The following is a 14,666-nucleotide window of genomic DNA, read 5'->3' on the forward strand; positions in this document are numbered from 1 at the left end:
AACTGAAATACATTGAAAAGTTTATCTTGATTAAAGTAATTATTCATGGTATTATTAGTTATTGTGTTCATAGGTATATTATATCATTTTGGTGTGGATTTTTCCATTTAAAAGTGTTATTTTATACCTTTTTTATTATATTTTTTGATATTTTAAAAAGAGTAGAATTTAGATTATTTAATTTCTAATTTTCTACCCTTTTTTTATAGTTAGAGCTATTTTTTATTGCAACAGCCCCTTATCTTCTTAAACTATCTTGTAATCTTTTCTTAGTCCCTAAGATATCTTGATCTTCTTTTTTCTTAGCATCAATTGCTTTTTGTAAATTCTCAGATTTAATTCTTTTAAATTCTTCTTCACTTTCAGCAATTATAGCTTCCTCAGCAAGTATTATAACCTTATTATTACTTACTTCTAAAAATCCACCGCTTACAAAATATTGAAGCTCTTCTTTATTTTGTTTTATAGAAAGCAATCCTTCACCAAGTGCACTCATAAAATTAGTATGATTAGGTAGTATTCCTAAATCACCACGTGATGTTCTAATCTTTAAGAATTTAACTTCATCAGATTGTAATTCTATTTTTTCTGGAGTTACAAGTTTCAATGAAAAATATTCTTTTTTTTCCATATTACTCACCCATTAAGTCTCTTGCTTTTACAAGTACTTCATCAATATTTCCTACATAAAGGAAGGCTTGTTCTGGTATATCATCATGTACTCCATCAAGAATTTCTTTAAATCCTCTTATAGTTTCACGTAATGATACATATTTACCTTTCATACCTGTAAATTGTTCAGCAACAGAGAATGGTTGTGAGAAGAATCTTTGTATTTTTCTTGCTCTACTTACTATAATCTTATCTTCATCACCTAATTCATCCATACCAAGTATAGCTATTATATCTTGTAATTCTTTATATCTTTGTAATACTCTAACAGTATCTCTTGCTACTTTATAGTGTTCATTTCCAACTATTTCAGGTTCAAGTATTCTTGAAGTTGAAGCAAGCGGATCAACTGCTGGATAAATTCCAAGAGATGCTATTTGTCTTGATAAAACTGTAGTTGCATCAAGGTGTGAGAATGTTGTAGCAGGTGCCGGATCTGTCAAGTCATCTGCTGGTACGTATACCGCTTGTACTGATGTTATTGATCCTTTCTTAGTAGATGTAATTCTTTCTTGAAGTGCTCCCATTTCAGTTGCTAGATTTGGTTGGTATCCAACAGCTGAAGGCATTCTTCCAAGTAAGGCTGAAACTTCTGCCCCTGCTTGTGTAAATCTAAATATATTGTCTATGAATAACAATACATTTTGACCTTCTTTATCTCTAAAATACTCTGCCATAGTTAATGCAGAAAGTGCTACTCTAAGTCTTGCACCAGGTGGCTCATTCATTTGACCATACACTAATGCAGTCTTATTAATTACGCCACTTTCTTTCATTTCATTATATAAATCTCTACCTTCTCTAGTTCTTTCTCCGACTCCAGCAAATACTGAAAGTCCTCCATGACCTTTTGCAATATTATTAATCAATTCTTGTATTAAAACTGTTTTACCTACTCCAGCTCCTCCAAATAGTCCTATTTTACCACCTTTTAAATATGGAGCTAGTAGATCTACTACCTTAATTCCTGTTTCAAGAATTTCACTATGTGTTTCTTGATCTTCAAAACTTGGCGCAGGTTTATGTATAGAATCTTTTTCTTCAGTTTTAATTTCAGGTCCATTATCAACAGTATCTCCTAAAACATTAAATATTCTTCCAAGAGTTTCTTTCCCAACTGGAACTTTGATAGGCCCATCTGTATCTATTACTTCCATTCCTCTTTTAAGTCCATCTGTAGAACTCATAGCTATAGCTCTTACAGTATTATTTCCTAAATGAGATTGAACTTCAGCAACGATTTTTTTACCATCAGTGTTATATATTTCTAAGGCATTAAAGATATCAGGTAATTTTTCTTCAAATTTAACATCTATGACTGGTCCTATTATTTCAACCAATTTACCCTTATTCATCTTTCCTCCAATCATCATTTTATAGCTTCTGAACCACTGACTATCTCAGTTAATTCTTGAGTTATCAATCCTTGTCTAACTCTGTTATATTGTAAAGTTAATTTATCTATCATTTCTGTTGCATTTTCACTTGCACTTTTCATAGCTGACATACGTGCTGAATGTTCACTTGCAGCTGTTTCTAAAAATGCTTGATAAAGTTTATTATTAAGCATTTTAGGTAAAAATTCAACTAAAACATTATTTTCATCAGGTTCAAATATATATTTTTGAGATTTCTTAGTATTTTCTTCATCATTATTCTTAAATTCTGGTCTTGTGAAAGGTAATAATCTTTCTTCCACTAAGTTGTAGCTTATAACCGAAACAAACTTAGAATAAATTATATATACCTCATCATAATGATCATTTAGATAAAAATCAACTATATCTTCACTAATAATCTTAGCTTTTTCAAACATTGTTTCAGGAATTAATTGTATAAATTCACTATCAACATCTATATCTCTACTTTTACAGTAATCTCTAGCTTTTCTTCCTACAGTAACTACTGATACACTCTTACCTTCTTTTTTAAATCTTCTTATCATTTTTTCCATACGTTTTAAAGCATTAGAATTAAATGAACCACAAAGACCCCTATCAGAGCTCATTACTATGATCCCTACATTTTTAACTTCTTTTTTACCTTCAAATAGGATATTATGTCTATTCCCTATATCTCTCAAAATATTAGACAATGTTTCTTCAAGTGCCTTTTCATACTCACGAGTCTTAAAAGTTAAAACTTGAAATTTCTTAAATTTTGTAGAAGAAACTATATTCATTGCATTTGTTATTTGCTTAGAATTATTTATACTATTAATTCTAGCTTTAATTTCTTTCATATTAGATGCCATAATTAGTTCCTTTCATTAATGAACAAAGTCTTTTTTAAATGTTTTAATAAAGTCTTCTAATTCTTCATCAATTTCTTTTGTTATTTCTTTTTCATTAGCTATTTTTCTTAAAATATCTGAAGTAGATTCAATACTTTGTAATAATTCTTCTTCAAAGTTTAATATATCTTCTACATCTATATCATCAACATAACCTTTTGTAACTACATAGAAAGATACTACTTGTTTTTCAACAGGCATAGGCATATATTGTTTTTGTTTCAATATTTCCATTATTCTTTCTCCACGGTTTAATTGATCTCTAGTTGCTTTATCTAAATCTGAACCAAATTGAGCAAAGGCTAAAAGTTCAGTATATTGAGCAAGCTCCATCTTAACTCTTGCTGCAACTTGTTTCATAGCTTTAATTTGTGCTGATCCTCCAACACGAGATACTGAAAGTCCTGCATTTATAGCTGGTCTAAATCCTGAATTAAATAAATCAGTTTCTAAGAATATTTGACCATCTGTAATAGAAATTACATTTGTAGGTATATATGCTGATATATCTCCTGCTTGAGTTTCTATTATTGGAAGAGCTGTTATTGATCCTCCACCTAATTCATCACTAAGTCTTGCTGCTCTTTCAAGTAATCTTGAATGTAGATAGAATACATCTCCAGGATATGCTTCACGCCCAGGTGGTCTTTTTAATAATAAAGACATTTCTCTATAAGCCACTGCATGTTTTGATAAATCATCATATACTATTAAAACATCCTTACCTTGTTCCATAAAGTATTCTGCCATAGCAACCCCTGAATATGGTGCTAAATATTGAAGTGGTGCAGATTCACTAGCTGTTGCTGCAACTATAGTTGTATATTCCATAGCTCCACTTTCTTCTAATTTTCTTTGTATTTGTGCAACTGTCGATCTTTTTTGACCTATTGCAACATATATACAATAAACACCAGTATTCTTTTGATTAATTATCGCATCTATTGCTATAGCTGTTTTCCCTGTTTGTCTATCTCCTATTATCAATTCTCTTTGTCCTCTACCTATAGGTATCATCCCATCTATAGATTTAATACCTGTTTGCATAGGAACTGATACGGGTTTTCTTTCTATTATTCCTGAGGCCACTCTCTCAACTTGCATATATTTTGAAGGAGTTATACCACCTTTACCATCTATAGGCTCTCCAAGTGCATTAACTACTCTTCCTAGCATTTCCTCTCCTGCAGGAACTTTAGCAATATTCCCTGTACCTTTTACTATGTCTCCTTCTTTTATTCCACGTGTTTCTCCAAGTATAACTGCTCCTACACTATTTTCTTCCAAGTTTAGAACCATACCTGTTGACCCATTTGAAAAAGTTAATAACTCTCCAGCCATAGCATTTTCAAGCCCATAAATTCTAGCTATTCCATCTCCAATTTCTACAACTATTCCTACTGTAGAAATATCTAATCTTTTTTTATAGTTTTCTATTTCATCACGAATAATACTACTAATTTCTTCAGGTTTAATTTTCAAGAAATACACCTCCTTTAGTGTTTCATATTATTTATTTGTGTTTTTATGGAACCATCTATAACTTCATCGTTAATTCTTATGATTCCTCCACCTATTATATTTTCATCAACACGATATTGTATAACAACATCACGTGATTTTAATTTCTTTAATTTATCAGATAATCTGTTTTTTTGTTCTTCAGTCAATTCTTTAGGAAATGTTGCAGTTACTATTAATTTTTTATGTTTTTCATAATAAATTTTACTGTATTCACTATAAATTTCCTTAATATGAAGTAATCTATCTTTATCTATTAAATAATCTAATATTTCAAGAGGTTTTTCTTTAACATCTTTATATATCTTATTAATTAATTTTTTCTTTTCCTCTTTATCTATAATAGGATAAGTTAGAAACTTTTTAAAATCTTCATCACTTTTTATATGTTCTAAAAGTAAATTAAGAACTTCAAATATTTCAAATACCTTATCATTTGTTGAAGCAACTTCATAAATGGCCTCTGCATATCTTTTTGAAATAGATATATTATCCATATTATTCACCTACTTCATCAATAAATTTATCTATACTTTTATCCACCATAGATGGATCATTAGAAATATTTTCTTTTATTATCTTCTCAGCAAGTTCAGTTGCCATATCGCTAACTTCTCTTTGAAGTTGTTCTTTGATATTCTCACGTAACTTCAAGATGTCTGATTCAGCTCTCATAAGCATTCTATCTCTAGTAGTTGTTGCATTATCGATAATTTGCTCACGTCTTTCATCAGCTTGTCTTTCTGCTTTTATAATAATATCATTAGCACGTCTTTTAGCTTCTTTTCTAAGTTTTTCATAATTTTGTTTTTGTTCTTCAAGTTTAGTTCTTTCTTCTTTTACTAACTCAAGATCTTTTAAAGCTATTTTTTTTCTTTCTTCAATAACTTTACCAATTTTTTTATAGAAATACTTATGAAAAATATAGACTAATATGAAGAAGTTAATAATTTGAACTATCATCAGTATATCAATAGTTATTAAATTATTTTGTTCCATAATTACCTTCTTTCAATTTATTATGATTTAATTAATGCTAAGATTAATGCAATTATTAATGCAAATATCCCTGTTGACTCAGTTACCGCACACCCTATAAATAGAGTTGACATAATATCTGTTTTTGCTTCTGGCTGTCTTGCTACAGCTTCAACTGCTGCTGCAGTTGCAAGACCTTGTCCAAGTCCAGCTCCTATTCCTCCACATGCTGCAATTCCAGCTCCTAAAAGCGCTGCTGCTTTAATTATTGATGCATCCATCATTGTTCCTCCTTAAATTTATTCTTCCTCTTCTTCCCCTATTAACATCTGTTTAATATACACAGATGATAAAACAGTAAATACAAAAGCTTGTAATATACCAATGAAAAAATCAAGATATACTTGTAATATATTTGGCCAACCTACTGCAAAGCTTAAACTTCCTTTAATTAAATTACCCGTTATAGTAGGTAACACATTAGGCATAACTAAACCATATACAAGCGACATAATTACAAGACCTGCAAACATATTCCCAAATAATCTCATAGAGATATTAATAGGTTTTGCAAACTCTCCTATAACATTTATAGGGAACATAAATACAAAAGGTTCACATAGTTCTTTTATTAGACCCATAACACCCATACGATATATAGCTGCTCCTATAAACATAACAAAAACTACTAATGCTATACCTACTGTAGTATTCATATCCGCTGTTGCTGTTCTGAAAAACGGCTTAATCAAAAGACCCTCTTTAGTATGTTTCCACATAACAACAAACGGGAATAAAAACATAGATATATTAAGTAGTAATATCATAGAGAACATTGCAGAGAAAAATGCCATGAATTTCCCTTTGAATTTTCCATATCCTTCTAAAAATTGATTATTAATAAAGTTGTAATATTCTTCTAATACTAGTTGAAAAAATCCAGGATTTTCAATACTTAAATTTCTTGTTCCTAATATTAGTATTACGATTATAACCAACATTATAACCCATGTATTAAGTATAGTCTGATTAATATTTAATACATAATGTCCTAAAGGTATACTAAAAAATACTTCAGGGGCTTCAATTATTCCCTCAGGTTTTGCAAACACAACTGGTAAAAAAGTAGAAATAAGTCCTAAAAATAGATTAACTATTAATCCCATAAGAAAAATTATACCTATCCAACCTAAAAAACCAATTTTTCTATGCAAATAAATCATCTCCCTTCTGAAGAAACTCTATTTTTAAAATATTGTTCAATATATAGAGAAATTTGAATAGCAAAAAAACCTAATGAACATGCTAAAACATTCTTTAAAGTCTCTGCTTCAAAATATCTTTTACTTAGTTTATAAACAAAATAAAGAGATAATATATATAGAACATACCTTTTAGAGTAATCTATAAACATTGATCCCTTACCTGCTTTTTGGTAAACAACCTTATAAACTGCATAAACTAATAATATATTAGCTAAAATTGAAACAATTATTCCAAATGCTAAGAAAGCAATAGTACTTGAATTAAAAAAAAATGCAATAAGTATAAGTATAATTGCTATTATCAAATTTATTTTGATTATTTTTTTAATTTCAAATTCCATATTACTATCTCCTTTAACTATATACATAAATGATAACACTTTAGAATATTTAAGTCAATAATTTATTATAAATATATAAATTTTTATTTCAAATTTTTTCATTTTTTTCAAAATTTTTCAAAAATAAAAAAGTTAAATTTCTTCTCTATTTATCTATATTATTATCACTTAATATATGTGTTATATGACATAGGTTCTTTTAATAATATTAAGTCTTTCAATTTCATTGCATATGGATTTACATCATCAATTTCTACAGAAATCACACTAAATTTTTGTGATAATTTAAATAAAGCTGTTTTTAAAAATGAAATATAGTTTTTTCCTATTCCACCAACATATGTAATTATAGCTTCATCTTCTTCAATTTCTACCAACAAATAGTATCTTTCATTATTACTATAATAAACCATAGAAATGTCATAATCTACATTTTTAAATAGTATATCAATAGATTCATTAAAATCAAATTTTTTATTAAATGGATTAATATCTTCATGTATTTTTATATACTGTTCTAATACTAATAATTTAAATTCATTTATTTCTACTTTATTTAACGAGACTATTTCTAAAAAATTCCCTGCTATAATATCTGTATTACTAAATTCATATTCCCAACATCTTCTTTTTAACTTAAATCCCTGTTTATATAGAAATTTTATTGATGCAACATCATTTTCCATACAATTATATTGAAGTTGTTTTTTAGTGTGTTTTTTAATATATTCAAATAACTCAGTACCTATTCCTTTATTCCTATGATTTTCTCTCACTGATATTTTAATATAGTCATTATATGGATGATAAATATTTAAACCTAAAACTCCTATGGCAATTAAATTTTCAGATTTATCAAACCATACAAAACACTTTTTTATAGAATAAGGAAAATATCCTAATAATTCTTTATGTCTAAAATCAAAAGAATTTAAATTTAATTCAACCAACATGTATACTCCATAAATTTTATAATTTAATTTATTTTAACAATATTAAAGTATAAAATCAAGATCAAAGAATAGACTCTCTTAATACTTTTCACACTCTTTTCAAAGTATATTACCTTTACACAAATTGATAAATATTATATAATATTTTTAAATTGAAAGGAGCATTTATGATACATTTTCTATACGGCTTAAGTTCAATATCTATAAAGAAAAATGAACTAATAAATAGTACCGATAAAGAAGAAATAATATATTTTTCAGAAGAAAATATAGACCTATTTTGGAATGAGTTAAATTCTGGATCTCTTTTTTCAACTCCTACTTTATTAGTTCTTAAAAATGCAAACAAGGTAAAAAATACAAATGAATTTATTTCAAAATTAAATGAATTTGCATTTTCAGATAAGGATATAATAATAGATTTTGAAGCAAATAAAGAAAATAAGAAAATAAAAGAATTAGCTAATAACTTTAAGTTTTACGAAATTTTAAATGAAAAAGAAAATAGAAAAAACTATATAGAATATATAACAAGAAAATTAAATTGCAATAATGATGATGCAAGTTTTTTATTAGATGTCATAGGAGATAATTTTGAAAGTTTAAAAAATGAAACTGATAAAATAAATGTATTTTTAAATGGAGAAGAATATAGTTTTAAAAAAGTAGAAGATATAATTTCTAAAAATTCTAACTTTGTAATCTTCAATCTAACAGATGATATTTTAAGCAAAAGAAATATAAGTTTTCCAATAAAAGAACATCTGGGTGTTTTAGCAACATTATGTAATGATTTTGAAATACTTTATAAACTTAAATTATTTCCTAATCTTTCAAATAACTATAACACATTTAAAAATCAGATAAGTAAAATTGAATTACTTAAAAATTACTCACCTTACTATATTTTTAAGAAACTTCCTTATCTTAAAAATTTTAGTAAAGAGGATATATTAAAAATATTAGATAGAGCCTTTGACGTTGAAAACAATATTAAAAGTGGTATATCTCCACTTGAAGATACTATAGAAACTTTCATACTAGAAATCATTAATAGATAGGAGAAAATATATGGAAAAATTATTGAGAATTTCTAATCTAAATAAATCTTTTAAAGGAAGCAAAATAATTAAAGAATTAAATTTAGAAATAGAAAAAGGTAAAATAATAGGATTATTAGGTCCAAATGGTAGTGGAAAAACAACACTTTTAAAGATGCTGGCCGCTATTTCACAACCTAATTCTGGTGAAATTCTAATAAATGGATTAAAACCAGGAATAGAGACAAAAAAAATAGTAAGTTATCTTCCAGATTCAGAATTTATAGATTCTACTAAAACTATAAGGGAATACATAAATATATATTCAGAATTTTTTGAAGATTTTGATAAGGATAAAATGTACTTTCTTTTAAAAGAACTTGAATTATCAGATATACAAGAAATTGCAACACTTTCTAAAGGAATGAAAGAAAAATTCTACATCTCTCTACTTCTTTCAAGAAATGCAAAATTATTCATACTTGATGAACCTTTAGCTGCAGTTGATATTATTACTCGTGATTTTATTATAGATCTTATTAAAAAAATTAAAAGTCCAGAATCAAGTATAATAATAACTACTCACTTAATAGATGATATAGATAATTTATTTGATGAATTTTGTTTCCTAAGAGATGGTAAAGTAGATAAAATATATGATGCTGAAGAATTCAAAAAAGAAAATCCTAATTTATCTGTTTCAGATTTATATAAACAAATATTTTCAGAAAGTAAGGTGAATTAATATGTTTAAATATTTAAAACTAGAACTTAAAAATGGTTCTAAATTTATATTGCTATATGCCTTAATAAGGATATTTGGTCAGATACTAACAAATATGTTAAATAATTATGAAAATTTAGATATACGAATCATATCTATACTTGGAGTTCTTGCAGGAGCTTGTGGATTATCTGTTATAGTATTTAATTTTTATTCGGTATCATCTTTTAATAGATTATTAAAAAGTAAAAAATCATATTTTGATTTTTCTATACCTATTTCAGGTCAGGTTATAATATGGGCTAAATTTATAGTTCCGGTTGTATCTACAATAATAGTAGAAAATATTGCTGCTTTAATATCTACTATGTTTGAATTTAGAATAGATGTATTAGCTCTAACACTATTTTATACTATGACTATGGCATTATTATTTTTCTCTATAATACTAGCACACAAAATAGCTCCTAGATTTAAAGGATTATGGTTTTTAGTATATAGTATTCTATCAGTTATATTACTCATATTTGGAATACTTACAACTATTTTTTTACTTGATGAATTTATTTTAAATATATATTATGTATCATATTTTGTTTCTATTTTAGAAGCTATAATGACAATTATATGTATGTATATTTCTGGAAATATGTTAAACAAAATAGAATTAAACTAAACAAAAAATACAGCTTTCACTGTATTTTTTTATTATCCTAATCTTTGTCTTGCATCTGATGCTCTCTTAAGTGCTTCCCCTATATAGTTAATACATAACATTAATACTAGTATTAAGAATGATGCTGGCATCCATACCCACCATCTATCTGCAAGTACATCTGGTGCAGTTGCATAACTTATTAAAGTTCCAAGTGATGGTGTTGAAGGCGGAAGTCCGTATCCTAAGAACGTTAATCCAGTTTCTATACCTAAGTTTCCTGCAAAACTTAAAGTCATATCAACTATTATTATTGAAGATATGTTAGGAAGTAATTCTCTAAATATTATTTTAAAATCACTTGTCCCCATAGTCTTCGATGCGCTTATATAATCACGTCTAACTTCTGATAAAACTTTTCCACGAATTAATCTTGCTGTTCCTATCCAATAAAATATTGATAACATTAATATAAATGTTACAACATTATACTTAGGAACTATAGTTGCAAAAACTATAATTAATAATGTAGTTGGTAATACACTTATGAAATCTATAATTCTCATAGATATATCTTCTATCCATCCACCGTAATAAGATATTACTATACCTACTACTATACCTACTACTTCAGTAATAATAGTAACACAAACACCTATCATAATAGAGTTTCTTGCTCCTATTACTAATTGTCCTAATATACTACGTCCTCCATAATCAGCTCCAAGCCAATATCCTTCAAGAGGTGCTGCATATTTATCAAGCAATCTAACTTTCATAACCTCATTAACATCTAAAAAGAATGTTGCAGAAATAAATATTATTACTACAAGACTTACTAGTAAAGTGAAAGAAAAGAGTGCTATTTTATCTTTTTTAAATTCTCTTTTTATAATATTAAATGCTGATGGTACTTCATGTACATTTAATTCTTCTTTTTTAGTTTCCATTTCTTTCCTCCTTTACTCTATTCTTATTCTTGGATCTACTATAGTTAATATAATATCTGATAATAATGAACCAAGTAATGTCATAAATCCATAGAATAATATTAATGTAGTTATAATTGAATAATCTCTTGTTCCTATTGAAGACATAAATAATTGTCCCATTCCTGGATAATTAAATATTGTTTCAATAAATATAGATCCACTAAATAAACCTGTTATAGTATATCCTAAGAAAGCTGCTATAGGTAAAACAGAATTTCTAAATATATGTCTTGAATAAACTACTGATTCAGGTACACCTTTAGCTTTTGCAGTTTTAACATAATCTAAAGATTTTGAATCTATAATTTCACTTCTTAAGTATCTAATAACTCCTGTTGTTGCAAGTAATGCATAAGTTATTGAAGGTAATAATAAGTGATAAAATTTATTAATAGCGTAAGAAATTGTTCCAGGCACATACCCTATATCAACAGATCCTCCTGTTGGGAATAATCTTAATTTATATCCAAATAAATAAACCATTAAAAGTGATAAAATAAATGATGGCATTGCATAACTTATAAAGTTATATACAGTAACTATTTTATCAATTCTTGAACCGTTATATCTACCAGTTATAACCCCTAAAGGTAATGCAATTGAATACATTAAAGTAACTGAACATAATGATAAGAAGAATGTATTATATATTCTTTCTCCTATTATTGTAGTTACTGGTAATTTAAATGCATAACTCATTCCAAAATCCCCGTGGAAAGCTCTTGTTATCCAACGGAAATATTGAACATACATAGGATCATAAAATCCTGCTTGTTGTCTTAATCTTTCTATAGCTTCAGGCGGTGTTGTTGGACTTATTAAACCTGTAAAAGGATCTCCAGGCATTAATTTAGCTACAACGAATACTATAACACTTAATATAGCTAATTGAGGTATCATTAATATAGTTCTTCTTAAAACCGTTTTCCACATAATTATTTACCTCCCTTTCCTAAAGCTACAAAATGTTCTTCTTTACCTTCTATTTTTTCAAGATCAAAAACTCTTCCGTCTTTATCAAAGTAATTTTTAAAAGTACTATTATACTCATTTTCTATAATCAATCTATTTTTACGTTTATTTTCTCTTTCTAAAGGATTAACATCAGGTATAGCTGCTATTAATCTCTTAGTGTATATATGTTTAGGATCTGTATAAATATTATTTCTATTTCCAGTTTCAACGAATCTTCCTTTATACATTATTGATATGTGATCACACATATGTTTTACTACTCCTAGATCGTGTGAAATGAAAATATAACTTAACCCTAATTGTTTTTGTATTTTTTTCATATAATTTAAAACTTGTGCTTGTACTGATAAATCTAGTGCTGAAACTGGTTCATCAGCTATTATAAGTTTTGGATTAGTTGCTATTGCTCTTGCAACACCTAATCTTTGTCTTTGTCCTCCACTAAATTCATGTGGATATTTAACTATATTATCTTCAGTCATCCCTACTATTTCTAATAATTCTACAACCCTTCTTCTTTCTTCTTCTGGTGTAAAATTCTCGAAATTTTTAAGTGGTTCAGACAAGATATCTAAAACTCTTTTTTTAGGATTTAAAGATGACATTGAATCTTGGAATATCATTTGTATATTTTTTCTATACATTGATTTTCTAGGTATTCTATTTAAATTAACTTTTTCTCCTTCAAATATCAAGTTACCTTCTGTTATCTTTTCAAGACCTATTATAGCCTTACCTATAGTAGATTTTCCACTTCCTGATTCTCCTACAAGTCCATAAGTTTTTCCTTTTTCAATTTCCATACTAACACCATCAACGGCTTTAACATAGTCTTGAATAGTATTGAAAAACCCTCCTCTTATTGGATAGTGAACTTTTAAATTCGTAAGTGTTATTAATTTATCGCTCATTATTTCTCACCTTCTTCATCAGCAAAGTAGAATTTTTCATGACATGTACATCTTACAAAGTGTCCTGGTTCTACTTCATGTAATTCTGGATGTTCTTCATGTACTGATTCACTTATCCATGGTATTCTACTTCTAAATCTACACCCTTGTCTTGGAAGATTTATTAATGATGGAACAGTTCCTTCTATAACATGTAATTCTTCTTCTCCATTATTATCCATATGAGGTATTGAACTTAATAAAGATTTAGTATATGGATGTTTAGGATTATTAAACAAATCATAAACAGTTGCTACTTCAACTATTTCTCCAGCATACATAACAGCTACTCTATCTGCCATTTCTGCTACAACACCTAGATCATGTGTTATTAATATGATTCCAGCTCCTATTTCATTTTGTAATTCACGAAGTAAATCAAGAATTTGTGCTTGAATAGTAACATCTAATGCTGTTGTTGGTTCATCTGCTATTAATATATCTGGTCTACATGATAAAGCTATTGCAATTATTATTCTTTGACGCATACCACCTGATAACTGATGTGGGAATTGTTTCATTACTCTTTCAGGATCCATTATCCCTACTTTTTCTATTAATTCTTTTACCCTTTCTCTTCTTTGAGTTGGATCTAAATCAGTGTGATATCTTAACCCCTCTTCTATTTGATCCCCTATTCTCATCAAAGGATTTAATGCAGATAACGGATCTTGGAATATCATTCCAATTTTAGCTCCTCTTATTTCATTAAATTGTGCTTCATCAAATTCAACTAAATTTTTACCTTCAAATAAAATTTCACCTTCTACTTGAGTAAATATTGGATTATGTAACCCCATTATTGAAGTTGCAAGTGTACTTTTACCACATCCTGATTCTCCAACAATAGCTAATACTTCATTTCTCTTTAAATCTATACTTACATTATCAACAGCTCTATAGTATTCATCTTTTATACGAAAACTCGTTACTAGATTTTTAATTTCAAGTAATCTATCATTATTCATTAATTACTCCTTTCCTGCTTTCATCATTCATATGTATTTTATGTTTATATTCTTAGTAATCATAATACAATCTAACCCATATTATATACTATATAAATTATTATTGTCAAGAAAAAGCACTTGATTTATACAATCTCACACTAATATCTATCAACAAAAAATAGAAACGGTTTTATCCGTTCCCTTGTATCATTTTACCATAATAATATGGAACTCTTTTAAATACATTATACCTCTATATAGAAAATATTTCAAATATATATTATTTATGGTAATCATTAATTTTATATATACTTAAAACTATAAAAATATTTTTAAAATAAAAGAGGCTGTTGCAAT

Annotated in this window: 17 protein-coding genes; 3 read left to right on the plus strand and 14 right to left on the minus strand. The window is 27.4% G+C overall.

Annotated elements, in window-relative coordinates:
- Nucleotides 1–238: 238 nt before the first annotated feature.
- The 10 genes from atpC to AYC59_RS07050 form a co-directional block, all read right to left on the minus strand.
- Nucleotides 239–631 (minus strand): ATP synthase F1 subunit epsilon, encoded by a 393-nt coding sequence (gene atpC / locus AYC59_RS07005; protein WP_066896857.1) that lies wholly within the window; start codon nt 629–631, stop codon nt 239–241.
- 1 nt (nt 632) lies between these two features.
- The gene (atpD, locus tag AYC59_RS07010) at nt 633–2,027 is read right to left on the minus strand and encodes a F0F1 ATP synthase subunit beta (protein ID WP_066896859.1); all 1,395 of its coding nucleotides are present in this window, start codon (nt 2,025–2,027) and stop codon (nt 633–635) included.
- A gap of 14 nt (nt 2,028–2,041) precedes the next feature.
- A complete protein-coding gene (gene atpG, locus AYC59_RS07015) occupies nt 2,042–2,926 on the minus strand; it encodes an ATP synthase F1 subunit gamma (protein ID WP_066896861.1) in 885 nt (294 codons plus the stop codon).
- Nucleotides 2,927–2,941: 15 nt separating this feature from the next.
- Complete coding sequence (gene atpA, locus AYC59_RS07020; protein WP_066896863.1) at nt 2,942–4,447, minus strand: F0F1 ATP synthase subunit alpha; 1,506 nt, start codon at nt 4,445–4,447, stop codon at nt 2,942–2,944.
- A 14-nt stretch (nt 4,448–4,461) separates the two neighbouring features.
- A complete protein-coding gene (gene atpH, locus AYC59_RS07025; RefSeq protein ID WP_066896865.1) occupies nt 4,462–4,983 on the minus strand; it encodes an ATP synthase F1 subunit delta in 522 nt (173 codons plus the stop codon).
- Between the two features lies 1 nt (nt 4,984).
- Complete coding sequence (gene atpF / locus AYC59_RS07030; RefSeq protein WP_066896867.1) at nt 4,985–5,485, minus strand: F0F1 ATP synthase subunit B; 501 nt, start codon at nt 5,483–5,485, stop codon at nt 4,985–4,987.
- A 20-nt stretch (nt 5,486–5,505) separates the two neighbouring features.
- Nucleotides 5,506–5,745: an ATP synthase F0 subunit C gene (gene atpE / locus AYC59_RS07035; protein WP_156445520.1), complete on the minus strand. Its 240-nt coding sequence runs from the start codon at nt 5,743–5,745 to the stop codon at nt 5,506–5,508.
- An 18-nt stretch (nt 5,746–5,763) separates the two neighbouring features.
- Entirely contained in the window at nt 5,764–6,678 is a 915-nt protein-coding gene (locus tag AYC59_RS07040) for a F0F1 ATP synthase subunit A (RefSeq protein ID WP_390889593.1), read from the minus strand.
- A 5-nt stretch (nt 6,679–6,683) separates the two neighbouring features.
- The gene (locus AYC59_RS07045; protein WP_066896873.1) at nt 6,684–7,070 is read right to left on the minus strand and encodes an ATP synthase subunit I; all 387 of its coding nucleotides are present in this window, start codon (nt 7,068–7,070) and stop codon (nt 6,684–6,686) included.
- A 164-nt stretch (nt 7,071–7,234) separates the two neighbouring features.
- Entirely contained in the window at nt 7,235–8,023 is a 789-nt protein-coding gene (locus AYC59_RS07050) for a GNAT family N-acetyltransferase (protein ID WP_066896875.1), read from the minus strand.
- Between the two features lie 167 nt (nt 8,024–8,190).
- Here AYC59_RS07050 and holA point away from each other — a divergent pair, with 167 nt between their 5' ends.
- Genes holA through AYC59_RS07065 form a run of 3 tightly spaced genes read left to right on the plus strand, consistent with a single transcriptional unit; the run spans nt 8,191 to nt 10,463 of the window.
- Nucleotides 8,191–9,084: a DNA polymerase III subunit delta gene (holA, locus tag AYC59_RS07055; RefSeq protein ID WP_066896877.1), complete on the plus strand. Its 894-nt coding sequence runs from the start codon at nt 8,191–8,193 to the stop codon at nt 9,082–9,084.
- 10 nt (nt 9,085–9,094) lie between these two features.
- Entirely contained in the window at nt 9,095–9,808 is a 714-nt protein-coding gene (locus AYC59_RS07060; RefSeq protein ID WP_066896879.1) for an ABC transporter ATP-binding protein, read from the plus strand.
- 1 nt (nt 9,809) lies between these two features.
- The gene (locus AYC59_RS07065; protein ID WP_066896881.1) at nt 9,810–10,463 is read left to right on the plus strand and encodes a hypothetical protein; all 654 of its coding nucleotides are present in this window, start codon (nt 9,810–9,812) and stop codon (nt 10,461–10,463) included.
- A gap of 32 nt (nt 10,464–10,495) precedes the next feature.
- Here AYC59_RS07065 and AYC59_RS07070 read toward each other — a convergent pair whose 3' ends face one another.
- From AYC59_RS07070 to AYC59_RS07085, 4 genes are read right to left on the minus strand one after another with little or no spacing between them, the layout of a single operon-like run.
- Entirely contained in the window at nt 10,496–11,392 is an 897-nt protein-coding gene (locus tag AYC59_RS07070) for an ABC transporter permease (RefSeq protein WP_066896883.1), read from the minus strand.
- A gap of 12 nt (nt 11,393–11,404) precedes the next feature.
- Nucleotides 11,405–12,367, minus strand: a complete 963-nt coding sequence (gene opp4B, locus AYC59_RS07075; RefSeq protein WP_066896885.1) for an oligopeptide ABC transporter permease — start codon at nt 12,365–12,367, stop codon at nt 11,405–11,407.
- A gap of 2 nt (nt 12,368–12,369) precedes the next feature.
- Nucleotides 12,370–13,320, minus strand: a complete 951-nt coding sequence (locus AYC59_RS07080; protein WP_066896887.1) for an ATP-binding cassette domain-containing protein — start codon at nt 13,318–13,320, stop codon at nt 12,370–12,372.
- Complete coding sequence (locus AYC59_RS07085; RefSeq protein WP_066896889.1) at nt 13,320–14,327, minus strand: ABC transporter ATP-binding protein; 1,008 nt, start codon at nt 14,325–14,327, stop codon at nt 13,320–13,322. Before AYC59_RS07085 ends, AYC59_RS07080 begins: the two co-directional genes overlap by 1 nt.
- Between the last annotated feature and the right edge of the window lie 339 nt (nt 14,328–14,666).

The organism is Pseudostreptobacillus hongkongensis (assembly GCF_001559795.1).
Taxonomy (GTDB): Bacteria; Fusobacteriota; Fusobacteriia; order Fusobacteriales; family Leptotrichiaceae; genus Pseudostreptobacillus; species Pseudostreptobacillus hongkongensis.